The following is a 21,487-nucleotide window of genomic DNA, read 5'->3' as shown; positions in this document are numbered from 1 at the left end:
GCGGGTGAGCGGCTTCCCTCGCCGGGGGCGATGACGCATGCTCGGGAGTCATGACCTTCTCGGACCCGTCCCTGCGCCGCCGCGACCTCGCCACGCTCGGAGCCGCCGTCGCGGTGCTGCCGCTGGTCGGGCTCGCCCAGGACCCCGCCGCGGCCGCCGCGGTCGCCCCGGGGAGAGCAGGCGGCCGGCTCCGGCTGCGCCCTGACGAGGGCGGCCTCGGCGGCGCGCTCGACGTCGCGCTCACCCCGGACCCGCAGGTGGCCGCCCGGGGCGCCGTGCTGCGCACCGCCGAGCAGCGCACCGGCCGGTTCGCGCTGCTCGGGGTCACCTGGGCGGCCGGGACCGGGCAGGTCCGGGTCCGGGTGCGTGGAGCAGACGGGGCCTGGAGCGCGTGGCGCGGGGTGCCTGCCCTGCGCGACCTCCCCGACCACGGTACGACGGAGGCCCGGGCGGCGAGGGCCGGCACCGAGCCGCTGTGGGTCGGTGACAGCGACGGGGTCCAGGTCGAGGTGACCGGCGCCGTCGACCGACCGGTGCTGACCCTGGTCGACCCGGGCGACCACGCCCGCGACGCGACGGACGGCCGCCCCAGGCGGCACCGCTCGCTGCGCCCCCGGATCCGCAGCCGTCGAGCGTGGGGCGCGAACCCGCGCTGGGCGAGTGGCAAGCCGAAGCGGGTCAAGACGGTCGAGCAGGTCCATGTCCACCACACTGCGACGGGCAACGACTACCGCAAGCGCGACGTCCCGCGGATCCTGCGGGCGATCTACCGCTACCACACCAAGACGCTCGGCTGGTCCGACGTCGGCTACAACTACTTCGTCGACCGGTTCGGCCGGATCTGGGCCGGGCGCCGGGGAGCCGACGGCGACCGGGACACCCGCGGCGCCCACACCCTCGGCTTCAACCACACCTCGGTGGGGATCGCGGTCCTCGGGTCCTACCAGGAGGTCGCGCCCACGCCGAAGGTGCTCGGAGGGGTCGCGAAGCTCGCGGCCTGGAAGCTGAGGAAGTACCACCGCGACCCGCTCGCGACCACGCCCGTGCGCTCGCACGGCAGCGACCTCTACCCGAAGGGCACGGTCGTCGCGCTGCCCGTCATCGACGGCCATCGCGACACCAACGACACCGAGTGCCCGGGGCAGTTCCTCTACGACGCGCTCCCCGAGATCCGGCTGCGGACGGCCCGCAGGATCAAGAAGTCCCGCCGCTGAGGAAGCAGGAACCCGGCGACCCTAGGATTCAACCCATGACGCACGTCCTCTCCGCCGTCGCCTGGCCCTACGCGAACGGCCCCCGCCACATCGGCCACGTGGCCGGCTTCGGCGTACCGTCCGACGTCTTCAGCCGGTACCAGCGGATGGCGGGCAACGACGTCCTCATGGTGTCGGGGTCCGACGAGCACGGCACCCCGATCCTGATCGCCGCCGACGAGGCCGGGCTGACCCCGCAGCAGCTGGCCGACCGCAACCACCGGCTCATCGTCGAGGACCTGGTCGGCCTCGGCATCAGCTACGACCTCTACACCCGCACGACGACCCGCAACCACCATGCCGTGGTCCAGGAGATGTTCCTGGGCGTCTACGAGAACGGCTACTTCGTCGAGCAGACGACGTACGGCGCCATCTCGCCCTCCACCGGCCGCACCCTGCCGGACCGCTACATCGAGGGCACCTGCCCGATCTGCGGATACGACGGCGCGCGCGGTGACCAGTGCGACAACTGCGGCAACCAGCTCGACCCCCACGACCTGATCGACCCTCGCTCGAAGATCAACGGCGAGACGCCGGAGTTCATCGAGACCCAGCACTTCTTCCTCGACCTGCCGGCGCTGGCCGACGCGCTGCAGGCCTGGCTCGACGAGCGCGAGGCGACCGGCCTGTGGCGGCCCAATGTCATCCGGTTCTCCAAGAACATCCTCAAGGAGATCCGCCCGCGCGCGATGACCCGCGACATCGACTGGGGCATCGCGGTCCCGCTCGAGGGCTGGCGGGACAACCCGACCAAGAAGCTCTACGTCTGGTTCGACGCGGTCATCGGCTACCTCTCCGCGTCGATCGAGTGGGCCCGTCGCACGGGCGACCCGGATGCGTGGCGCGCCTGGTGGAACGACCCCGAGTCGCTGTCGTACTACTTCATGGGCAAGGACAACATCACCTTCCACTCCCAGATCTGGCCGGCCGAGCTGCTCGCCTACTCCGGCAAGGGCGCCAAGGGCGGCCAGCCGCGGGAGTACGCCGAGCTCAACCTCCCCACGGAGGTCGTCTCGAGCGAGTTCTTGACGATGGAGGGCAAGAAGTTCTCCTCCTCGAAGAAGGTCGTGATCTACGTCCGCGACCTGCTCGCCCGCTACCAGCCCGACGCCTTCCGCTACTTCGTGGCCGCCGCCGGACCGGAGAGCCAGGACTCCGACTTCACCTGGGCGGAGTTCGTGCGCCGTACCAACGACGAGCTGGTCGCCGGCTGGGGCAACCTGGTCAACCGGACCGCGAACCTGATCGCCAAGAACTTCGGCGAGATCCCCGCCGCCGGCCCGCTGTCCGCCGAGGACGAGGCCGTGCTCGCGACGGTCGCCGACGTGTTCGGCACCGTCGGCGACCTGATCGGCCGGCACCGGCAGAAGCAGGCGATCGGCGAGGCGATGCGCGCGGTGGCCGACGTGAACAAGTACGTCTCCGACTCCGAGCCCTGGAAGATCAAGGAGGACCCGGAGCGCCTCGGCACCATCTTGCACGTGATGGCGCAGTGCGTCGCCGACCTCAACCTGGTGCTCAGCCCGTTCCTGCCGTTCTCGGCCAACGAGGTCGACAAGGCGCTCGGCGGCGCCGGCGACGTCGCGCCGATGCCGGTCGTCGAGGAGGCCACCGACCTCGACGACCCGGAGCGCGGCTACCCGATCATCACCGGCGACTACGCCGGCTTCCCGGCCTGGCGGCGGCACCCCGTCGAGGTCGGGCGCGCGGTCCCCAAGCCGACCCCGGTGTTCGTCAAGCTCGACCCGACGGTGATCGAGGAGGAGCTGGCCCGGCTCGAGGGCTGACTCCCTAGAGTGCGGGCATGGCTCTCCACCCCCAGGCCCGCGCGGCCGTCGCCGACGCCGCCGGCGAGCTCGCCGTCACCGACCCCGCCTTCGACATCGCCGCCGAGCGGGAGCGCGCCCGGGCCGCGGCCGCCGCCCAGCGGGGACCGGAGGTCGCCGAGGTGCGCGACGTCGACGCGGGCGGCGTGCCGGCCCGGCTCTACCTCCCTGCGGGGTACGACGCCGTGGTCGTCCACGCGCACGGCGGCGGGTTCGTGCTCAACGACGTCGACGTCCACGACGCCGCGGTCCGGCGCTTCGCCGACATCTGCGCGATGGCGGTGCTGAGCGTCGACTACCGGCGCCCGCCGGAGCACCCGTTCCCGGCCGCGCCCGACGACCTGTCCGCCGCGGTGCGCTGGCTCGACGAGCAGCCGGAGCTGGCCGGGCTGCCGGCGTTCGTCCACGGCGACAGCGCCGGCGGCAACCTGGCTCTGGTCACGGCGCTGCGCCACCCGGGCCGGTTCGCCGGCGTCGCGCTGGTCTACCCCTTCCTCGACCCGACCGCGTCCTTCGACTCCTACCGGAGCGCCCCCGACGGCTTCGAGCCCGCGGAGGCGGCCTGGTACTGGCAGCAGTACGCCGCCACGCCGGCCGACCTCGAGCACCCCGACCTGGCGCCGTTGCGCTCCGACGCGCTCGGCACGCTGCCGCCGACCCTGGTCACCACTGCCGAGCACGATCCGCTGCGCGACGAGGGCGAGCACCTGGTCCTGCTCCTCGCCGAGGCAGGCGTGGAGGTGGTCGGCACTCGCTACCTCGGTCAGGTCCACGGCTACTGGCGGCATGCGGACGTCTTCGACGCCGCCGAGCCGACGATGCGGCAGGTGGCCGGCTGGCTGCGGATGCAGGTCGGGAGGGCCGCCCGGCACTCCGGCTGACTATTGCGATAGATTCCTTGTTGCAAATTCATTGCAACAAGGAGGTGAGGTGGGGTGGCGCGTCGCTGGACCGCTGTCCTGCTCGCCGTGCTCGTCGCGTCGGTCGTCGCCGGCACCGCTCTCGGCGCGGTCGCCGTGCCGTTCGGCAGCGTCGTCCAGGTCGTCGGGCACCACCTCTTCCTGACGCCCGCCGAGCAGGCCTGGAGCGCGCCGCGCGACTCGATCGTCTGGGACGTCCGGCTGCCGCGGGTCCTGCTGGCGGCGGTGGTCGGCGCCGGGCTCGCGGTGTCGGGCACGGCGCTGCAGGCCATGGTCCGCAACCTGCTCGCCGACCCCTACCTCCTCGGCGTCAGCTCCGGCGCCTCCACCGGTGCGGCCGCGGCGATCCTGTTCGGCGTCACCCTCGGCCTGGGCGAGCACGCGCTGTCGGCCAGCGCGTTCGTGGGCGCGATCGCCGCCTCCGCCCTGGTGTACGTCGTCGCCCGATCCGCGGGCCGGGTCACCTCGACCCGGCTGCTCCTTGCCGGTGTCGCCGTCGGCTACGCGCTCCAGGCCGTCACCAGCTTCCTCATCTTCGCCTCGGACTCCGCCGAGGGCGCCCGGTCCGTGATGTTCTGGCTGCTCGGCTCCCTCGCCCTCGCCGCCTGGAGCCAGCCCCTGGCCCTGGCCGCGGGTGTCGTGCTGCTCGCCGTCGCCGTCCTCACCCTGCTCGGCCGGCAGCTGGACGCGTTGGCCGTCGGCGACGAGACGGCGCTCGCGCTCGGGGTGCCCCCGGAGCGGTTCCGCACCGGGCTGCTCGTGCTGGTCTCCCTGTGCGTCGCCGTCGTGGTGTCGGCCGCCGGCGCCGTCGGCTTCGTCGGCCTGGTCGTGCCCCACCTCGCCCGCCGTGCGGTCGGCGCCGCACACGTCCGCGTCGTCCCGGTCGCTGCCCTGATGGGGGCGATCCTGCTGATCTGGGCCGACATCGTCGCCCGGGTGCTGCTCGCGCCGCGGGAGGTCCCGATCGGAATCGTCACCGCGGTCCTCGGCGCGCCCTTCCTGCTCGTCCTCGTCCGCCGCCTCCAGGCGACCGCCGCCTGAGCACGCCCCCTCCAGGAGAACCATGCGCCGTCCCCTCGTCGTCCTCGCCGCCTCCGTGCTCGCCCTGTCGGCATGCGGCCTCAACGCCTCCGAGAAGTCCGCCGCGGGCGGCTCCGGGCCCTACCCGGTGACCGTCGAGAACTGCGGAGCCGACGTCACCTTCGACACCGAGCCCGAGCGGGTCGTGCTGCTCAAGAGCGCGGCCGTGCCCTACCTCGCCGCGCTCGGGGTCCTCGACCGGGTGACGGCCCGGGCCGGCGAGTACCCCCGCGACTACTACGACGACGCCACCTGGGCGGCGCTGCAGGACATTCCCGCGCTCACCGGCAAGACCGACACCTCCGGTCACCTGCTCATCTCCAAGGAGGTGGTGATCGACCAGGAGCCCGACCTGGTGCTCGGCGAGGTCGACAACCTCAGCCGCGACACCCTCGGCGCCGTCGCGATCCCGCTGATCGAGGAGCCCGCCATGTGCCCGGAGGGACTCGGCGACCCGGGCTTCGACGACATCGCCGACCAGCTGGCGACCTACGGACGGGTCTTCGACCGCGTGGACGAGGCGGCCGCCGCCTCCGCCGCGCTGGAGCAGCGGGTCGCCGAGCTCACCGCGGAGCCGACCGCGGAGCGTCGTACCGCTGCCGTGCTGTACCCGACCGTCGGTGGTGGCGTGACCTACGCGTACGGCACCCGCAGCATGGCGCACCCGATCCTCGAGGCCGCCGGGTTCGAGAACGTCTTCGCCGACACCGACGAGCGGGTCTTCGAGGTCACGCCGGAAGAGCTGATCGGTCGTGACCCCGACGTCCTGGTCCTGCTCCACACGGCCGGCGACCCGGCGAAGGTCACCGAGGCGGTCGCCGGCCTGCCCGGCGCCCGGAGCATCTCCGCGGTCCGCGACGACAACCTGATGCCTGTGCTGTTCAACTACGTCGAGCCGCCGACGCCGCTCGCCCTCGACGGCCTCGAGCAGATCCGGGGAAGGTTCGGCTCGTGATCGTCGCGGACGACCTCCACTTCGGGTACGACGACCGGCCGGTCCTGCGCGGTGTCGGGCTCGAGGCTCGGCCGGGCCGGGTGCTCGGCCTGCTCGGGCCCAACGGCAGTGGCAAGACCACCGCCTTGCGGATGCTCTACGGATCGCTGCGCCCGGGCCGCGGCCGGGTCACGATCGGCGGGCGGGCGCTGAGGACGCTGCGGCCGCGGGAGGTCGCGCAGCGGGTCGCCGTCGTGGTGCAGGAGTCCGACGCCGACGCGATGCTGACCGTCCGGGAGATGGTGACGCTCGGCAGGCTGCCGCGGCTCGGCACCTTCCAGCGCACGGGCGCCGCGGACCGTCGTGCCGTCGACACCGCGCTGACCAGGGTCGGCGCGACCCACCTGGTCGCCCGCGCGTACGCCGATCTCTCGGGCGGCGAGCGGCAGCGCGTCCTGGTCGCCCGAGCACTCGCCCAGGAGGCCGACTTCCTGCTGCTCGACGAGCCGACTAACCACCTCGACATCCGCTACCAGCACGAGGTGCTGGCTCTGGTGCGTGAGGTCGCGACCAGCGCCGTCGTGGTGTTGCACGACCTCAACCTGGCCGCGCGCTACTGCGACGACCTGGTCCTGCTCGACCGCGGCCGGGTCGTCGCGGCGGGCTCGCCGCACGCCGTCCTCGACCCGGACCTGCTGGAGCGCGTCTACGGCATCGGTGTCACCCGTACCGCCGCTGCCGGTCATCCGCAGCTGCTCTTCCACCCGCTCGCCGCCACACCCGAGAGGCTCCCCGCATGAGGACCCCCGCGCCCCAGGACAACATCAACGCCTACTGGACCGGCCGCGCGCCGGAGTACGACGACTACCAGCAGCGCTCCGAGCGGCGCGACCACGACCGTGCCGCGTGGGCCGAGGTGTTCCGCGGCGTCCTGCCCGCCGCGCCCGCCGAGGTGCTCGACCTCGGCACCGGCAGCGGGTATGTCGCGCTGCTGCTCGCGGCACTCGGGTACGACGTCACCGCCACCGATCTATCCGACGGGATGCTCGCGCGGGCCCGCGCGCATGCCGCGCGCGCCGAGCGGGCGCCCCGGTTCCTGCGGGGCGACGCGGTCGCCCCGGACTTCGCCGACGGCTCCTTCGACGCGCTCACCAACCGCTACCTGATGTGGACGCTGCGCGAGCCGGAGCGCGCCCTCGCGAGCTGGTGCCGCCTGCTGCGGCCCGGCGGCGTGTTGGCGCTCGTCGACTCGACGTGGTTCCCGACCGGGCTGGACCGCGACACCTCCGCCGACTTCGTCGAGCTCTACGACGCCGACGTCCGTGCGCTGCTGCCCCTCGCCGCCGCGACGTCGATCGACGCCACCGGCGACCTCGTCGCCGCCGCGGGCTTCGCGGACGTGACGGTCACGCCACTGACCGGCATCCTCGACCTGGACCGCCGGTTCGGCGTCGCGCCGGACCACGAGGTGCAGCTGCAGTTCCTGGTGACCGCCCGCCGAGCCTGAGGGGATCAGCCCGGGTCGACGATCTCCAGCGTGCCGTCGTCGCGCTGCCACAGGCCGGCGACGTGCAGCCGGCGGGTCCGGCCCACCTGGTCCCACGCGTGGTAGATCAGCCGCAGCGACTTGTGGTCGACGAACGCCGACGCGCCACCGGGCCCCAGCCGCCCGGTCGTCGCGGTCGAGAGCAGCGGCTCGCCCTGGTTCTGGCGCACGCACGGCCCCTCCGGGCCCGCGCAGATCGCGTAGCCGGTCGCGTACTCGGCCCGCTCCCACGAGTTGCCCGAGTAGAAGAGATAGGTGACCCCGCGGAACTGGACCATGCTCGGGTTCTCGATGGTGTCGCCCTCCCACGCCCGGTCGAGGGTGAGCAGCTCGCGGGTCTGCGAGCCGTCGGCGAAGCCGGTGCCGTCGGCGTTGAGCTGGCGGATGAACAGCCCGGCCGGGCGCCGGTGTACGACGCCGGAGAACTTCCACAGCAGCCACGGCACGCCGTGCTCGTCGACGAAGACGTCGGGGTCGATGACCCCGAGCTGGGCCTCGCCGTAGCAGATCGGCTCGCCGACCGGCCGGAACGGACCGGCCGGGGAGGGGCCGCGGGTCAGCCCGATGCAGTTGTGCCGCTGGCCGCCCTGGGTGCCCGCCGGAGCGGCGTACGCCGCGGTCCAGCCGTCGCCGACCTTGCCGACACCCGGCGCCCACAGGTCGCGCCCGCCGTCACTGCTGCGGACCCAGCCGGCGACCTCGATCGGGTCGATCCGACCGCCGCCGCTGGTGGCCAGCGGGGTCCAGGTCGTCAGGTCGCGCGAGGTGAGCGTCGGCAGCCGCAGGTGGGAGGTGTTGGTCGCGTAGGCGTACCAGCGGCCGTCGTACCGGACGATGTCGGGGTCCGCGAACACCCCGCGGTACGGCGTTCCCGGCTGCCACCGGGTGCTGCTTCCCGCGATCCGCACCGGCTCCGGCCGCCGCTGGGCCGGCAGCTGCTGGGCGAGCCGCTCGGCGAGCTTGGCCAGATCCTGCATCTCGCCGGCGAGCACGTCGCTGGGCAGCGCGGTCGGCAGCGCGCTCGCCTCGGGGATCAGCGGTGCCTCGCTCGAGGTGGGCTTCGCCTCGGGGGAGTCGCCGGCGGCCGAGCAGGCCGACAGCGCCAGCGCCGCGGCCACGATCGCCGCCAGCCTCCGAGCCCCCACGCTTTCACTCCCTCCCGCGCGCACACCATAGACTCGACGACGCCATGAATGAGCCTGTAGCGCGCCCAGCCGAGACCTTCGACGAGGCCGAGGACGCCCTCCTGTCCCGGTGGCCCGAGACCCGGCTGGAGCCCTCGCTCGACCGGATCCGCGCCCTCACCGAGCTTCTCGGCGACCCCCAGCGCGCCTACCGCTCGATCCACCTCACCGGCACCAACGGCAAGACGTCGACCTCACGGATGATCGACGCCCTGCTGCGCGCCCTCGACCTGCGCACCGGACGGTTCACCAGCCCCCACGTGGAGAAGATGAGCGAACGGATCAGCGTCGACGGTGAGCCGCTCGACGACGAGGCGTTCGTGCGGGCGTTCAACGACGTCGCGCCGTACCTGCCCCTGGTCGACGCCGCCGAGGCCCACCCGATCAGCTTCTTCGAGGCCGTCGTCGCGATGGCCTACGCCGCCTTCGCCGACGCCCCCGTCGACGTGGCCGTCGTCGAGGTCGGGATGGGCGGCTCGTGGGACGCCACCAACGTGATCGACGCCGACGTCGCCGTCGTGACCCCGATCGCCCTCGACCACACCAACTACCTCGGCGGGACCGCGGTCGCGATCGCCCGCGAGAAGGCCGGGATCATCAAGCCCGGCGCGGTCGCCGTCCTCGCCCAACAGTCAGCCGACGTCGCCGCGGTGCTGCTGGAGCGCGCGGTCGAGGTCGGCGCGACCGTGGCCCGCGAGGGTCTCGAGTTCGGTGTCGTCGCCCGCACGCCCGCCGTCGGTGGCCAGGTCGTCACCCTCCAGGGTCTCCGCGGCCGCTACGACGACGTGTTCCTGTCCCTCTACGGCGCCCACCAGGCGCAGAACGCCGCCACCGCGCTCGCCGCGGTCGAGGCCCTCCTCGGCGGCCCCGACGGACAGGGCGAGCCGCTCGGCGACGACATCGTGCGCGCCGTGTTCGGTGAGATCACCTCGCCCGGCCGGCTCGAGATCGTCCGACGCAGCCCCACGGTCCTGCTCGACGCCGCCCACAACCCCCACGGCGCCGAGGCCGCCGCCGCCGCGCTGGAGGACTCCTTCCAGTTCGACCCGGTCGTCGGCGTGATCGGCGTGATGGGCGACAAGGACGCCGAGGGCCTGCTCGCCGCCTTCGAGCCGCACCTCTCCCACGTCGTCATCACCCAGAACTCCACCGAGCGGGCGCTGCCCGCCGACCAGCTCGCGGTCGTCGCCCGCGAGGTCTTCGGTGAGGACCGGGTCAGCGTCGTCCCCCGACTCGCCGACGCCATCGACGCAGCCGCGGCGCTCGCCGAGTCCGAGAGCAACGACGCCCTCAGCTCCGGCGCCGTGCTGATCACCGGCTCGGTCGTCACCGTCGGTGAGGCGCGGGTGCTGCTGGGAGGCCGGAAGTGAGCGACCCCACCGCCCCCGTCGAGCCCGTCGAGCCCGTCGAGCCCGTCGACCCGGAGCGCGGCAGGTCACCGCGCCGCGCGATGTGCGCCGCCGTGCTCTCGCTCGAGGCGATCGCGATCGGCCTGTCCACGCCGGTGATGATCGGCATCTCCGACATCCGGCCCGCCGTCGCGCTCCCGCTCGGCCTGGGTCTGGCGGTGCTGTGCGTGCTGGTCGCCGGCATGCTGCGCCGCGAGCCGGCGTACCTGCTCGGGCACGTGCTGCAGGTCGGCGCGGTCGCGCTGGGCTTCCTCGCGCCGCTCATGTTCGTGGTCGGCGGCATCTTCGCGCTGCTGTGGGGCACGGCGTACGGCCTCGGCCGCAAGATCGAGAACGAGCGGGCCGCCGCCTTCGCGGCCTACGACCAGCGCCGAGAATCGGGCGAGTAGATACCGCTGTGCCCCGAACCCGACGTGCGGTGCTGATATCCGTGCTCCAGGTGCGTGCAGCGCAAGGCGGGGTTGCGAAGGCATGCCGGGCGTCGGTCGAGCGATCCCAACGTGGCGATGTGCGTGCCTCGAGTGCGGAGATATGTGCCGCACGTCGGGTTCGGGGCACTGGGTAGAGTGGCCGCGTGCCAGTGATCATCGACAAGCTCCTCCGCATCGGAGAGGGCAAGATCCTCCGCCAGCTCGAGGGCATCGCGAAGGCGGTCAACGCCATCGAGGACGACTTCAAGGCGATGTCCGACGACGAGCTGCGGGGCATGACCGACGAGTTCCGCAAGCGCCTCGACGACGGCGAGGACCTCGACGACATCATGCCCGAGGCCTTCGCCACGGTCCGCGAGGCCGCGCGCCGGGTCCTGGGCCAGCGCCACTTCGACGTCCAGGTGATGGGCGGTGCCGCACTGCACCTCGGCAACATCGCCGAGATGAAGACCGGTGAGGGCAAGACCCTGGTCTCGACGATGCCGGCGTACCTCAACGCCCTCGAGGGCAAGGGCGTCCACGTCGTCACGGTCAACGACTATCTGGCCAAGTTCCAGTCCGAGATGATGGGCCGAGTCCACCACTTCCTCGGCCTCACGGTCGGCGTGATCCTGCCGAGCATGCGACCCGACGAGCGGCGCGCGGCGTACGCCTGCGACATCACCTACGGCACCAACAACGAGCTCGGCTTCGACTACCTGCGCGACAACATGGCCTCCTCGCTCGAGGAGTGCGTCCAGCGCGGCCACAACTTCGCCATCGTCGACGAGGTCGACTCGATCCTCATCGACGAGGCCCGGACCCCGCTGATCATCAGCGGTCCGACCCAGGACGAGGTGAAGTGGTACGGCGAGTTCGCCAAGATCGCGCAGAAGCTCACCAAGGACGTCGACTACGAGGTCGACGAGAAGAAGCGCACCATCTCCGTCCTCGAGGACGGCATCACGAAGGTCGAGGACCACCTCGGCATCGAGAACCTCTACGAGTCGGCCAACACCCCGCTCATCTCGTTCCTGCACAACTCCATCAAGGCCAAGGAGCTGTTCCGCAACGACAAGGAGTACGTCGTCATGGAGGGCGAGGTGCTCATCGTCGACGAGCACACCGGCCGCATGCTCGCGGGACGCCGCTACAACGACGGCCTCCACCAGGCCATCGAGGCCAAGGAGGGCGTGAAGGTCCGTGAGGAGTACCAGACCCTCGCCACCGTCACCCTGCAGAACTACTTCCGCCTCTACGACAAGCTCTCCGGCATGACCGGCACGGCGCTGACCGAGGCCTCCGAGTTCGACAAGATCTACAAGCTCGGCGTGGTCCCGATCCCGACCAACAAGCCGCTGGTGCGCAAGGACCAGCCCGACCTCGTCTACCGCACCGAGGAGGCCAAGTACGACGCCGTCGTCGACGACATCGTCGAGCGCCACGAGAAGGGCCAGCCGGTCCTCGTCGGCACGGTCTCGGTCGAGAAGTCCGAGTACCTCCACCAGGCGCTCACCAAGCGCGGCGTCGCCCACTCGGTCCTCAACGCGAAGGTCCACGCCGAGGAGGCGAAGATCGTCGCGCTGGCCGGTCACAAGGGCGCGGTCACGGTCGCGACCAACATGGCAGGTCGCGGCACCGACATCATGCTCGGCGGCTCGTATGAGTTCCTCGCCGACGCCGAGCTGCGCAAGCAGGGTCTCGAGCCCACCGGCGAGACCGCCGACGAGTACGACGCCGCCTGGCCCGAGATGGTCGAGCGGATGAAGAAGCAGGTCGAGGCCGAGCACGACGAGGTCAAGGAGCTCGGCGGCCTCTACGTCATCGGCACCGAGCGCCACGAGTCGCGCCGCATCGACAACCAGCTCCGCGGTCGCTCCGGCCGCCAGGGCGACCCCGGTGAGAGCCGCTTCTACCTGTCCCTGCAAGACGAGCTGATGCGGCTGTTCAAGTCCGACTGGGTCGATCGGGTGCTGCTGCTGCTCAAGATCCCCGACGACGTCCCGATCGAGAACAAGCGGGTCACCAACGCGATCGCCAACGCCCAGGGCCAGGTCGAGTCGCAGAACTTCGAGTCCCGCAAGAACGTCCTCAAGTACGACGACGTCATGGACCGCCAGCGCAAGGTCATCTACGGCGAGCGCCGCGAGGTCCTCGAGGGCGTCGACCTGGAGGAGCAGATCCGCACCTTCATCGACGACGTCGTCACCGGCTTCGTCAACGGCTCGCTCGACGAGTTCGCCGAGCAGTGGGACCTCGACCAGCTGTGGACCGACCTCAAGCAGTTCTGGCCGGTCGAGGTCTCCTGGAAGGACCTGGTCGAGGAGGCCGGCACCCAGGCCGGGCTCGAGAAGGCGCATCTCATCGAGGCCCTCAAGGCGGACGCCAACGCGGCGTACGACCGTCGTGAGGAGGAGGTCGGCGACGAGGTCGCCCGCGAACTGGAGCGCCGCGTGCTGCTCTCCGTGCTCGACCGCAAGTGGCGCGAGCACCTCTACGAGATGGACTACCTGCGCGAGGGCATCTACCTGCGGGCCTACTCGCAGCGTGACCCGCTGGTCGAGTACCAGCGCGAGGGCTTCGACATGTTCGCCGCCATGATGGACGGCATCAAGGAGGAGACCGTCGGCTTCCTGTTCAACCTGGAGGTCCAGGTCGAGGACGACGACGAAGAGGTCCACTACCACGCCGACGGCACGCGCCACGCGGGTCCGATGCACGAGGGTGCCTTCGCCGAGCCGCCTGTCGGCGTCGGCCTCGAGGCCGGCGGTGAGATGGACCTCGCGTCGATCTCCTCCGAGTTGAGGGCTGCCGCGCCGAAGGTGAGCGCCAAGGGCCTCGACGCCCCGAAGCAGCCGCAGAACCTCACCTACTCCGCGCCCGACGAGACCGGGCACGAGGAGGTCCGCGGCAGCGGCGCGGCGTCCACCGCCGACGACGAGTTCGGCGATGTCGGCCGCAACGCCCTGTGCCCCTGCGGCTCCGGCAAGAAGTACAAGCGCTGCCACGGCGCCCCTGGCGGTGCCACCGGCTACACCACCCGCGTCAGCGGCTGACCCGGCGCATCTGAACGCCTCAGAGACGCCGACCCGGCGTGTTCGAACGCGCCGGGTCGGCGTCGGGTCACGAGAAGTCGAGGGCGGTGCAGACCCACCGCTGGTCGAAGCGCTCGAACCGGGCGGCGACGGCGCGTGAGCGCTCACCGTGGCGCACCCGCACCCCGCACTCGACGACCGTGTCGCTGATGAAGCAGGCATGCACGCTCTGCACCCGTGGCCGGACCGGCTGCACCCGCGCCAGCCCGGGCTGGTGACCGCCGGCGCGGGCGACCAGCAGCGCACGACGGTGGAGGTCGGCGTACACCTCGCGGGTGGTCCAGCGCACCAGCTGGGAGACCGGGCGGTCGCCGCCGACGATCTCGACGGCTGCCTGGACGAACCGGTGCGTCCACTCCTCGATGGCGTGACGCAGCCGCTGGTCGATGGGGACGACGACGGCGCCGGGGCGGACCGGGGGTCGCCACTGGGGTGGTCGAGCCCGGGGCGGCGACTGGCGGGGGAGCAGTGCGAGGGCGAGCGTGCCCTGGGTCGGGCTGACCGGGACGGGCGCGCGGAGGCTGACGAGCTCGTGCTGGACCGCGGACATGGTTCCTCCTGGCGTGGTTAGGCGGGCGGCAGCCGGACCGTCTGCCCGGGCTGGATGAGGTCGAGATCGGGGCCGAGGACGTCGGCGTTGAGCGCCCGCACCCGCAGCCAGTACGACGCGACGTCGGCCCGCGACGCGTCCGGCCCGAGCCGGCGCTGGGCGATGGCCCACAGCGAGTCGCCGGGCCGGACGGTGACGACCGCGGACCCGGCGGCCGCGAGCCGTCGTGGGATGACCGGCCGGTCGGGGAGGGGCAGGCCGTCGAGTGCCTCGGCGCTGAGGGGCGCGCCGGTGCCGACGGGCGTGTCGCCACCGGTCTCGGCGTGCGCGGGGGCGGTGGTCGCGAGGACGGTGACGCCGCAGGCGGCGAGGAGGGCGAGCCGGACCGTGCCCACGGCGTGTCCGGCCCGGGGGACCCGGGAGCGGAGCAGGCCCACCGCCACCTCCGTCGTGGCCAGCCAGAGCGCGGCCCCGGCGAGGAGCGCTGCCGCGGCGCAGGCCTGCACGAGGGCCTCGGCGAAGGTGGGCCCGGGCGCGGTCGGCAGCCGCCGCGCCGGGGGCACCGTCAGCGCGGCGAGCCCGGTCAGTCCGGCCGTGACGACGAGCCAGAGCAGGGCCGCGCGCAGGCGCACCCGACCGGTAGCGACGAGATCCATCCCGAGAACCTTTGCGTTTGCGTCTGTTTGACTAAGGATGAGTTCGTTCGAATGCGATGTCAATCGTTCGTCACGGATGCTGTGGATGACGGCGTGCGAGGGTGGTGCCCATGGGCTGGGAGGAGGAGCTGTTCGCGCTCTTCGACGACCTCGAGGACCAGGCCGGCGCCCTCTACGCGGCCGAGCGCGACCTCGAGGTGGCCGACCGCAGCCGTGCGGAGTACCAGCAGGTCACCCTCGCGGGCCGGCTGATGGCCAGCGTCGGACAGCAGCTCACCGTGGGCGTCCACGGGATCGGGCCGGTGCGGGGGACGGTGGAGCGGGTCGCCGACGGCTGGCTCCTCCTCGCGTCCGGCGACCACGACTGGGTGGTGGTGCTCGGCGCTGTGACGACCGTCGACGGTGCCTCGGAGCGCTCGGTGCCGCAGGTCGCCTGGTCCCCGCTCACCCGGCTCGGCCTGGCCTCTGCCCTGCGCCGGATCGCCGAGTCCGGCGAGGCGTGCCTGCTCCACCTGCGCGACGGCAGCCGCCACGACGGTGTGCTGCGGCGGGTCGGTGCGGACTTCTGCGAGCTCGCCACCGGCGCGGACCGCCGGCCGGTGCTGGTCGCCTTCGGCGCCCTCGCCGCGGCGCAGTCACGCGGCTGAGCAGGGAAGGGTCAGGTCGCCTCGAGGTCGTACGGCGGCCGCTCGCCCGGCTCCAGCATCCGCGCCGGGGTGCGCTCCTCGCCGGAGCCGCGGATCGTGTCCTCGAGCTCGTCGAGCTCGGCCATCGCCTCGGCGATGTGCTTGCGGACGATCGCGCGCGGGTCGAGGTCGGTGAGCTCGAGGTCGGCGTACTCCGGGCCCAGCTCGGCGCGCAGCTCGTCGCGGGCGCTGGTGGCGAACCTGCGCAGCTCGCGGGCCAGTCGGCCGGCCTGGCGGGCCAGGTCGGGAAGCTTGTCGGGGCCGAAGACGAGCACGGCGAGGAAGGCGATGACGGCGAGCTCGCCGAACCCGATCCCGAACATGGTGGGTCAGAACTTACTGGTGGGCGTGAGTCCCAGCTGCATGCCGGCCAGACCGCGGCCGCGCCCGCCGATCCGCTCGGCGACGGCGCGGAGCGCGACGGCCGAGGGGGAGGTCGGGGCGGACTCGACGATCGGCTTGCCCGTGTCGCCGCCCTCGCGCAGCGCGACGTCGAGGGGGATCTCGCCGAGCAGCGGTACGTCGTACCCGAAGCGCTGGGACAGGGTGGCCGCCACGCGCTCGCCGCCGCCGGCGCCGAAGATCTCGAGCCGGTGCTCCTTGCCCTCGTTCGCGCAGTGGGGGCAGGGCAGGTAGCTCATGTTCTCGACGACGCCCACGACGCGCTGGTGCATCATCGAGGCCATCGTGCCGGCGCGCTCGGCCACCTCGGCGGCGGCCTCCTGAGGGGTGGTCACCACGACCACCTCGGCGCCGGGCAGGTGCTGGCCCAGCGAGATGGCGATGTCGCCGGTGCCCGGGGGCAGGTCGAGGAGGAGCACGTCGAGGTCGCCCCAGTAGACGTCGGCGAGCATCTGGACCAGCGCCCGGTCGAGCATCGGTCCGCGCCAGGCGACGACCTGGTCGCGGCGCGGCTTGAGCATGCCGATCGAGATCACCGAGACGCCCGACGGGGTCGGGACCGGCATGATCAGGTCGTCGACCTGGGTGGGTCGGGCGTCGGCGACGCCGAGCATGGCCGGGATGGAGTGGCCGTAGATGTCGGCGTCGACGAGGCCGACCTTGCGGCCGGCCTGGGCCAGCGCGATCGCGAGATTCGCGGTCAGCGACGACTTGCCGACGCCGCCCTTGCCGGAGGCGATGGCGAAGACCTTGGTGAGCGAGCCGGGCTGTGCGAACGGGATCTCACGCTGGGCCTGGCCGCCGCGGAGCGTCTCGTGCAGGCCCGAGCGCTGCTCGGCGCTCATCACGCCCAGCTCGACCTCGACGCGGGTCACGCCGGGCAGGGCGGCCACGGCGGCCGACACGTCGCGGTTGATGGTGTCCTTGAGCGGGCAGCCGGCCACCGTCAGCAGCGCCTTGACGGTGACGACCGAGCCGCCGTCGCCGGCCGCGATGTCCACGCCCTCGACCATCCCGAGCTCGGTGATGGGTCGTTTGATCTCGGGGTCGTTGACCTTGCTGAGCGCGGTCATGACCTGCTCGACGGACGGGGACTGCGTCGTACTGCTCACAACGCCTGAGTCTACGGAGCGCCCGGTGCGTTCTCGTCGGCGCCGTCCCCGTGAGACGGCGCACGCTCCTCGAGGTCGGACAGCAGGTTGCGCAGCTCGGAGCGCAGGAAGTCGCGGGTGGCGACCTCGCCGACCGCCATCCGCAGGGACGCGACCTCGCGGGCGAGGAACTCCATGTCGGCGTGCGCCCGTGCATCGGCCTGCCGGTCCTGCTCGGCGATCACGCGGTCGCGGGCCTCCTGGCGGTTCTGCGCGAGCAGGATCAGCGGCGCGGCGTACGACGCCTGCAGGCTCAGCATCAGGGTCAAGAAGATGAACGGGTAGTCGTCGAAGCGCAGACCGCCCGGCGCGAACAGGTTCCACCCGATCCAGCCGACGACGAACAGCGTCATGTAGATCAGGAAGGTCGCCGTGCCCATGAACCGGGCGAACTGCTCGGCGAAGACGCCGAACGTGTCGGCGTTGTACGACGGCCGCCGGACCAGCTGGCGCCGCTCCTCGCGCGGCGTGTCGAGCCGCTCGCGGCGTGCCTCGCTCACGAGCCGCCCCTCCCGCGCTCGCGGGCCCGCTCGCGCCAGTTGGCGGGCAGCATGTGGTCGAGCAGGTCGTCGACGGTGACCGCGCCGATCAGCCGGCGGTCCTCGTCGACGACGGGCGCCGCGACCAGGTTGTAGGTCGCCAGGTGGGCCGCGACCTCGTCGATGGTGGCCTCGGGGCGCAGCCAGTCGATGGAGTCGTCGAGCGCGCCCGCGACGAGCGTGGACGGCGGCTCGCGCAGCAGCCGCTGGATGTGGGCGACGCCGAGCAGCTTGCCGGTCGGGGTCTCCAGCGGCGGGCGGCAGACGTAGACGAGCGCCGCCAGCGCCGGGGTGAGCTCGGGGTTGCGGACGTGGGCGAGCGCGTCGGCGATGGTCGCGTCGGGGCCGAGGATCACCGGCTCGGAGGTCATCATCGCGCCGGCCGTGTTCTCGACGTACGACATCAGGCGTCGCACGTCCTCGGCCTCCTCGGGCTCCATCAGCCCGAGCAGGATCTCCGCGGTCTCCGGCGGCAGGTCGCTGATCAGGTCGGCCGCGTCGTCGGGGGACATCTCCTCGAGCACGTCGGCCGCACGCTCGGAGTCGAGACCCTTGAGGATCTCGACCTGGTCGTCCTCGGGCAGCTCCTCGAGCACGTCGGCGAGCCGCTCGTCGTCGAGCGCCAGCGCGACCGCGGTACGCCGCTCCGGCGGCAGGTCGTGCAGGATGCTCGCCGCGTCGGCGGGCCGCATCTCGTTGAGCGCCGCGACCAGGTGGGTGGCGCCCTGCCGGTCGTCGGCGCGGGTCAGGCCGGCCACGTCGCGCCACTCCACGACATGGGACTGCCCGCGCCGGCGGAAGCCCTTGGACGGCTCGCGCACCGCGACCCGCGACAGGACCCAGTCGCGGGTGCGGGCGGGCTCCATCGCGACGTCGTACACCGTGCCGGTGATGCCGCTCTCCTTGATGGTCACCGTGCGGTCGAGCATCTGGCCGATGACCAGGGTCTCGGTCGAGCGCTGCTCGAAGCGACGCATGTTCAGCAGGCCCGTGGTGTAGACGTGACCGCTGTCGATATTGGTGACCCGCGTCATCGGCACGAAGATCCGGCGCCGGCCGAACACCTCGGCGACCATCCCGAGCACGCGCGGCTGGGTCCCCTCGGTGCGCAGGGTCACCACCAGATCGCGGACCTTCCCGACCTGGTCGCCCTGCGGGTCGAAGATCGGGAGCCCGACCAGCCTGGCCGCGAACACGCGGGTAGGGGTGGTGCTCACGGGACGCAACGCTACCGGTCGCGGGTGCTACTTCATGAACGTGCGCGGGCAGGTCGCGCCGGCGCACTCCCTCGTCTCCAGCCACAGCGCGCGCAGCTGCTTGCGGATCGCCTTGTAGCGGGGGTCGCCGTACAGGTTGGAGAGCTGGTACTGGTCGAGCTTGGTGTAGTAGAGCTCGCCGCGTCCCTTGCGACCGCGGACGTAGGTCCACGGACCCACGATCACGCCGGTGTAGAGCGGGTCGAGGCCGCCCTTGACCGGCCAGCCGGCGATCGGGATCACCCGGCGGGTGGCGTCGCTGTCGAGCCACGGCATCACGTCGACGCCGTCGGCGTCGCGGTCGAGGGTCGTGCCGGCCAGCGCGGCGAAGGTCGGCGCCCAGTCGGCGTTGGTGACCGGCGCCTGCGTGGTCGTGCCGGCGGGCAGGCCCGGGCCGCGGATGAACATCGGGATGTTGATCGCGTCGCGGAAGTACCAGAGCTTGCCGTTGAGGTTGTGCTCGCCGACGTAGAAGCCGTTGTCGGAGGTCACCACGATGTAGGTGTCGTCGAGCTGGCCGGTCCTCCTCAGCGTGTCGACGGTGCGCGCGATCGCGCGGTCCACGGCCTGCAGCGCCTCGACCCGCTGCTGGCGCTCCTCGCGCAGCCCGGCCCGGCGCTTCTCCGACCACTTCTGCCGCGCGGCGCGGACCAGCGCCTTGTCGCTGGGGTCGGCCTCGAACATCTCGGGCGTGGTGTCGAGGTCGAGGTCCTTGAACGTGTCGCGGTCGACCTTGTCGGGCACCGTCGTCGAGATGCCGTCGGGGTCGTCGTCCTCGTGGGGGCTGCCGTGGTGGGGCGCGACGTAGTTGACCCACAGGTACCACGGCTTGTCGCTGTCGGCGCCGTCGGCATGGTCGGCGATCAGCTTGTTCGACTCGTCGCTGAGCAGCGTCGTGGAGTAGGTGTCGTAGTCCTTGATCTTGCCGTCGACGAGAAGCTGCGGGTGCTCGAAGTTGTACGTCGCGAAGTCCACCGTCGGGCGCCACACGGTCCACCCCGGCGGCTGGTGGTGGACCTCGCTCTTCGTGTAGCCGTTGAGGTACTTGCCGACCATCATCGTGTCGTAGCCGGCCTTCTGCAGGCTGACCGGCATCGTGTCCTCGTCGTCGAACGCCTGGTAGCCGCCGCCCTCGCCGCCGATCGTGACCGCGCCGTGGTTGCGGGCGTACTGGCCGGTGAGCAGCGAGGCCCGAGCCGGCACGCAGATCGGCGTCGGGGCCAGTCCGTCGGCGATGGTGACGCCCTGCTGGGCGACGACCTCCTGCAGATGCGGCATGAACTGCATGTCCTTCATCGCCGCGTCGTCCATCGTGATCATCAGCAGGTTCGGCTGCTCCGGCGAGGCCACCGGGGCCGGCGTCGCGTCGGGACCGAGCACCGTGTCGTCGGCCGTCGGGGCTGCCACCGCCGACTGCTCGCCGGGCGCCTGGTACTTCACCACCGGGCCTCGCACGCCGGCGTCGCCGTCGCCACCACCTCCGGAGCAGGCGGCGAGCACGCTCGCGCTCAGGACGGCGGCAGTGGCCAGGCGGAGGCGGCCGGGGCGAGTCACGCGTGGTTCTCCTTGTCGGTAGCGGCATCCGCGGCACAGCGAAAGCCCAGGTTGGATGCCGTGGAGTCCGGCGGAGCCGCCGATCGGGCGGCGACCCGGTACCGGTTGCAGTACGAGTCGTGGCACAGGAACGAGCCCCCGCGCATCACGCGGACCGTACCATCCGCCGGGCCGCGCGGATCGCGCCGCGCGCGGGCGTCGTACGCCGCCGGATCGAACCAGTCGGCGCACCATTCCCAGACGTTGCCGACCATCTGGTGCAGGCCGTAGCCGTTGGGCCGGTACGCCGTGACCGGGGCGGTCGTCGTCCAGCCGTCCTCGGCGCTGTTGGTGGCGGGGAAGCTGCCCTGGAAGATGTTGACCTGCCAGGACCCGTCGGCACCGTCGGCCATCAGCTCGTCGCCCCACGGGTAGCGGGCGCCGTCGAGACCGCCCCGCGCGGCGTACTCCCACTCCGCCTCGGTGGGCAGCCGGCGCCCGGCCCAGCGCGCGAAGGCGAGCGCGTCGTCGTGGGAGACGTGGACGACCGGGTGGTCGGCGCGCTCCTCGATGCCGGAGCGAGGACCCTCGGGATGGCGCCAGTCGGCGCCGCGCACCCCCACCCACCAGGGCGTGGCGGGCGAGTAGCCGAGCACGTCGGCCACGGTCGCCGCGACGTCGGTGTGGAAGACCGCGGAGTAGCCCTCGGCCTCCGCGGTGGTGCGATGCCCAGTCGCCTCGACGAAGGCGGCGAACGCGGCGTTGGTCACCGTGGTCGTGCCGAGCCGGAACGCCGACAGCTCGACCTCGTGGACCGGGCCCTCGCCGTCGCCGGCGTAGCCGTCGCCGAAGTGGTCGCCGAGCGCAGCCCGCCCGGCGGGGATCGCGGCCAGCGCGGTGGGGTCGACCCCGCGCGCCGCGGATGCGGCCGAGCTGCCGACCCCGAGGTGCAGGTCCGCCGCGACAGGGGCCGCAGCGGGGACGCAACACGGGCGCCGGCCCGGTGACTGGGTGGACATCGCCGACCAGTGTGCCCCAGCGGTCGAAGAAGTCGGGG

At 72.3% G+C, this 21,487-nt stretch carries 20 protein-coding genes; 11 read left to right on the top strand and 9 right to left on the bottom strand.

Annotated elements, in window-relative coordinates:
* Nucleotides 1-50: 50 nt before the first annotated feature.
* Genes ACUP6Y_RS16265 through ACUP6Y_RS16235 form a run of 7 tightly spaced genes read left to right on the top strand, consistent with a single transcriptional unit; the run spans nucleotide 51 to nucleotide 7,520 of the window.
* Nucleotides 51-1,214, top strand: coding sequence for an N-acetylmuramoyl-L-alanine amidase (locus ACUP6Y_RS16265; RefSeq protein WP_462551829.1), 1,164 nt, complete (start codon nucleotides 51-53; stop codon nucleotides 1,212-1,214).
* 35 nt (nucleotides 1,215-1,249) lie between these two features.
* Complete coding sequence (gene metG, locus ACUP6Y_RS16260; RefSeq protein ID WP_462551827.1) at nucleotides 1,250-3,040, top strand: methionine--tRNA ligase; 1,791 nt, start codon at nucleotides 1,250-1,252, stop codon at nucleotides 3,038-3,040.
* A gap of 17 nt (nucleotides 3,041-3,057) precedes the next feature.
* A complete protein-coding gene (locus tag ACUP6Y_RS16255; RefSeq protein ID WP_462551825.1) occupies nucleotides 3,058-3,960 on the top strand; it encodes an alpha/beta hydrolase in 903 nt (300 codons plus the stop codon).
* A 54-nt stretch (nucleotides 3,961-4,014) separates the two neighbouring features.
* Complete coding sequence (locus ACUP6Y_RS16250) at nucleotides 4,015-5,040, top strand: FecCD family ABC transporter permease (protein ID WP_462551823.1); 1,026 nt, start codon at nucleotides 4,015-4,017, stop codon at nucleotides 5,038-5,040.
* 22 nt (nucleotides 5,041-5,062) lie between these two features.
* A complete protein-coding gene (locus ACUP6Y_RS16245; protein ID WP_462551821.1) occupies nucleotides 5,063-6,034 on the top strand; it encodes an ABC transporter substrate-binding protein in 972 nt (323 codons plus the stop codon).
* On the top strand, nucleotides 6,031-6,813 hold the full coding sequence (locus ACUP6Y_RS16240) for an ABC transporter ATP-binding protein (RefSeq protein WP_462551819.1): 783 nt from the start codon (nucleotides 6,031-6,033) through the stop codon (nucleotides 6,811-6,813). Before ACUP6Y_RS16245 ends, ACUP6Y_RS16240 begins: the two co-directional genes overlap by 4 nt.
* Nucleotides 6,810-7,520, top strand: a complete 711-nt coding sequence (locus ACUP6Y_RS16235; RefSeq protein WP_462551817.1) for a class I SAM-dependent methyltransferase — start codon at nucleotides 6,810-6,812, stop codon at nucleotides 7,518-7,520. Before ACUP6Y_RS16240 ends, ACUP6Y_RS16235 begins: the two co-directional genes overlap by 4 nt.
* A 5-nt stretch (nucleotides 7,521-7,525) precedes the next feature.
* Here the strand turns inward: ACUP6Y_RS16235 and ACUP6Y_RS16230 are convergent, their stop codons facing one another.
* The gene (locus ACUP6Y_RS16230; protein WP_462551815.1) at nucleotides 7,526-8,704 is read right to left on the bottom strand and encodes a glycoside hydrolase family 43 protein; all 1,179 of its coding nucleotides are present in this window, start codon (nucleotides 8,702-8,704) and stop codon (nucleotides 7,526-7,528) included.
* 44 nt (nucleotides 8,705-8,748) lie between these two features.
* Between ACUP6Y_RS16230 and folC the strand changes: the two genes are divergently transcribed.
* From folC to secA, 3 genes are all read left to right on the top strand, one after another.
* A complete protein-coding gene (folC, locus tag ACUP6Y_RS16225) occupies nucleotides 8,749-10,113 on the top strand; it encodes a bifunctional tetrahydrofolate synthase/dihydrofolate synthase (RefSeq protein WP_462551813.1) in 1,365 nt (454 codons plus the stop codon).
* Nucleotides 10,110-10,541 (top strand): DUF4233 domain-containing protein, encoded by a 432-nt coding sequence (locus tag ACUP6Y_RS16220; protein WP_462551811.1) that lies wholly within the window; start codon nucleotides 10,110-10,112, stop codon nucleotides 10,539-10,541. Before folC ends, ACUP6Y_RS16220 begins: the two co-directional genes overlap by 4 nt.
* 185 nt (nucleotides 10,542-10,726) lie before the next feature.
* On the top strand, nucleotides 10,727-13,618 hold the full coding sequence (gene secA / locus ACUP6Y_RS16215) for a preprotein translocase subunit SecA (RefSeq protein WP_462551809.1): 2,892 nt from the start codon (nucleotides 10,727-10,729) through the stop codon (nucleotides 13,616-13,618).
* 67 nt (nucleotides 13,619-13,685) lie between these two features.
* On the opposite strand, the gene ACUP6Y_RS16210 is transcribed toward secA, so the two are convergent.
* Together ACUP6Y_RS16210 and ACUP6Y_RS16205 are read right to left on the bottom strand one after the other, a co-directional pair.
* Complete coding sequence (locus tag ACUP6Y_RS16210; protein WP_462551807.1) at nucleotides 13,686-14,207, bottom strand: Rv3235 family protein; 522 nt, start codon at nucleotides 14,205-14,207, stop codon at nucleotides 13,686-13,688.
* A 17-nt stretch (nucleotides 14,208-14,224) separates the two neighbouring features.
* Nucleotides 14,225-14,863 (bottom strand): LysM peptidoglycan-binding domain-containing protein, encoded by a 639-nt coding sequence (locus ACUP6Y_RS16205; RefSeq protein ID WP_462551805.1) that lies wholly within the window; start codon nucleotides 14,861-14,863, stop codon nucleotides 14,225-14,227.
* Between the two features lie 110 nt (nucleotides 14,864-14,973).
* On the opposite strand from ACUP6Y_RS16205, the gene ACUP6Y_RS16200 reads away from it, so the two are divergent.
* Nucleotides 14,974-15,510 carry a hypothetical protein gene (locus ACUP6Y_RS16200; protein WP_462551803.1) on the top strand — a complete coding sequence of 179 codons (537 nt, stop codon included), beginning with the start codon at nucleotides 14,974-14,976 and terminating at the stop codon, nucleotides 15,508-15,510.
* An 11-nt stretch (nucleotides 15,511-15,521) separates the two neighbouring features.
* Here ACUP6Y_RS16200 and ACUP6Y_RS16195 read toward each other — a convergent pair whose 3' ends face one another.
* The 6 genes from ACUP6Y_RS16195 to ACUP6Y_RS16170 are packed head-to-tail and all read right to left on the bottom strand — an operon-like array spanning nucleotide 15,522 to nucleotide 21,449.
* Complete coding sequence (locus ACUP6Y_RS16195; RefSeq protein ID WP_462551801.1) at nucleotides 15,522-15,872, bottom strand: sec-independent translocase; 351 nt, start codon at nucleotides 15,870-15,872, stop codon at nucleotides 15,522-15,524.
* Nucleotides 15,873-15,878: 6 nt separating this feature from the next.
* Nucleotides 15,879-17,024, bottom strand: coding sequence for an Mrp/NBP35 family ATP-binding protein (locus tag ACUP6Y_RS16190; protein ID WP_462556744.1), 1,146 nt, complete (start codon nucleotides 17,022-17,024; stop codon nucleotides 15,879-15,881).
* Nucleotides 17,025-17,074: 50 nt separating this feature from the next.
* Nucleotides 17,075-17,602 carry a DUF1003 domain-containing protein gene (locus tag ACUP6Y_RS16185; protein ID WP_462551799.1) on the bottom strand — a complete coding sequence of 176 codons (528 nt, stop codon included), beginning with the start codon at nucleotides 17,600-17,602 and terminating at the stop codon, nucleotides 17,075-17,077.
* Nucleotides 17,599-18,858: a magnesium transporter MgtE N-terminal domain-containing protein gene (locus ACUP6Y_RS16180; protein WP_462551797.1), complete on the bottom strand. Its 1,260-nt coding sequence runs from the start codon at nucleotides 18,856-18,858 to the stop codon at nucleotides 17,599-17,601. The genes ACUP6Y_RS16185 and ACUP6Y_RS16180 overlap by 4 nt, the downstream gene beginning before the upstream one ends.
* A gap of 27 nt (nucleotides 18,859-18,885) precedes the next feature.
* Nucleotides 18,886-20,451 carry a sulfatase-like hydrolase/transferase gene (locus tag ACUP6Y_RS16175; protein WP_462551795.1) on the bottom strand — a complete coding sequence of 522 codons (1,566 nt, stop codon included), beginning with the start codon at nucleotides 20,449-20,451 and terminating at the stop codon, nucleotides 18,886-18,888.
* Complete coding sequence (locus ACUP6Y_RS16170) at nucleotides 20,448-21,449, bottom strand: formylglycine-generating enzyme family protein (RefSeq protein ID WP_462551793.1); 1,002 nt, start codon at nucleotides 21,447-21,449, stop codon at nucleotides 20,448-20,450. The genes ACUP6Y_RS16175 and ACUP6Y_RS16170 overlap by 4 nt, the downstream gene beginning before the upstream one ends.
* Nucleotides 21,450-21,487: the final 38 nt, after the last annotated feature.

The organism is Nocardioides sp. S5-5, from assembly GCF_054954065.1.
Note: the sequence above shows the minus strand (reverse complement) of the source record. Positions and strands in the feature narration are given on the sequence as shown.

Coding starts and splice junctions, on each gene's coding strand:
- ACUP6Y_RS16195 (WP_462551801.1), bottom strand. CDS start 15,872: ATGTTCGGGATCGGGTTCGGCGAGCTCGCCGTCATCGCCTTCCTCGCC.
- metG (WP_462551827.1), top strand. CDS start 1,250: ATGACGCACGTCCTCTCCGCCGTCGCCTGGCCCTACGCGAACGGCCCC.
- ACUP6Y_RS16190 (WP_462556744.1), bottom strand. CDS start 17,024: ATGACCGCGCTCAGCAAGGTCAACGACCCCGAGATCAAACGACCCATC.
- ACUP6Y_RS16235 (WP_462551817.1), top strand. CDS start 6,810: ATGAGGACCCCCGCGCCCCAGGACAACATCAACGCCTACTGGACCGGC.
- ACUP6Y_RS16265 (WP_462551829.1), top strand. CDS start 51: ATGACCTTCTCGGACCCGTCCCTGCGCCGCCGCGACCTCGCCACGCTC.
- ACUP6Y_RS16205 (WP_462551805.1), bottom strand. CDS start 14,863: ATGGATCTCGTCGCTACCGGTCGGGTGCGCCTGCGCGCGGCCCTGCTC.
- ACUP6Y_RS16210 (WP_462551807.1), bottom strand. CDS start 14,207: ATGTCCGCGGTCCAGCACGAGCTCGTCAGCCTCCGCGCGCCCGTCCCG.
- folC (WP_462551813.1), top strand. CDS start 8,749: ATGAATGAGCCTGTAGCGCGCCCAGCCGAGACCTTCGACGAGGCCGAG.
- ACUP6Y_RS16170 (WP_462551793.1), bottom strand. CDS start 21,449: ATGTCCACCCAGTCACCGGGCCGGCGCCCGTGTTGCGTCCCCGCTGCG.
- ACUP6Y_RS16255 (WP_462551825.1), top strand. CDS start 3,058: ATGGCTCTCCACCCCCAGGCCCGCGCGGCCGTCGCCGACGCCGCCGGC.
- ACUP6Y_RS16200 (WP_462551803.1), top strand. CDS start 14,974: ATGGGCTGGGAGGAGGAGCTGTTCGCGCTCTTCGACGACCTCGAGGAC.
- ACUP6Y_RS16245 (WP_462551821.1), top strand. CDS start 5,063: ATGCGCCGTCCCCTCGTCGTCCTCGCCGCCTCCGTGCTCGCCCTGTCG.